This is a genomic window from Limosilactobacillus oris DSM 4864, from assembly GCF_001434465.1.
Classification (GTDB): Bacteria; Bacillota; Bacilli; order Lactobacillales; family Lactobacillaceae; genus Limosilactobacillus; species Limosilactobacillus oris.
In genome coordinates this window covers 1-346 of record NZ_AZGE01000069.1, presented here as the reverse complement: position 1 = coordinate 346, position 346 = coordinate 1, and the positions used below count along the sequence as shown (strand labels likewise).

Sequence of the window (346 nt, the reverse complement as noted above, 5' to 3'; positions counted from 1 at the left end):
CATCATTGCCCGTTGCTTAATGGCCCAGGTGATATGAGTGTGGTAATCAATATCTTTAACTTGGGCAAGCCTGGTTACCGTATTAGGACAGTCATCAGAAGGCTTACAGAGGTATTTTTGTTTCCGAATGGACCAAATCGTCGGTTTATAGTGAAGCGATGGTCCAAGGGCATTGACGGTCCTAAAGCCATTTTTAAGCATTGGCTGGCCACAGCGTGGGCAGTGCAATGGATAAGATTGAATGAAGTGGATAACGATTCGATTGCCCTGGTCTTCAACCGGTTCGGTGAAATGTTTGTCATCTAATTCTAGGTGGTAATCTTTAACTCCTAAGGCAACTCTGGTA

General features: G+C 44.5%; 1 protein-coding gene. It reads right to left on the bottom strand.

The window, feature by feature from the left end; all coding sequences use genetic code 11:
* Positions 1-346, bottom strand: a 346-nt coding sequence (locus tag FC49_RS10405; RefSeq protein WP_162253481.1) for a transposase family protein, incomplete at both ends; no start/stop codon positions are given.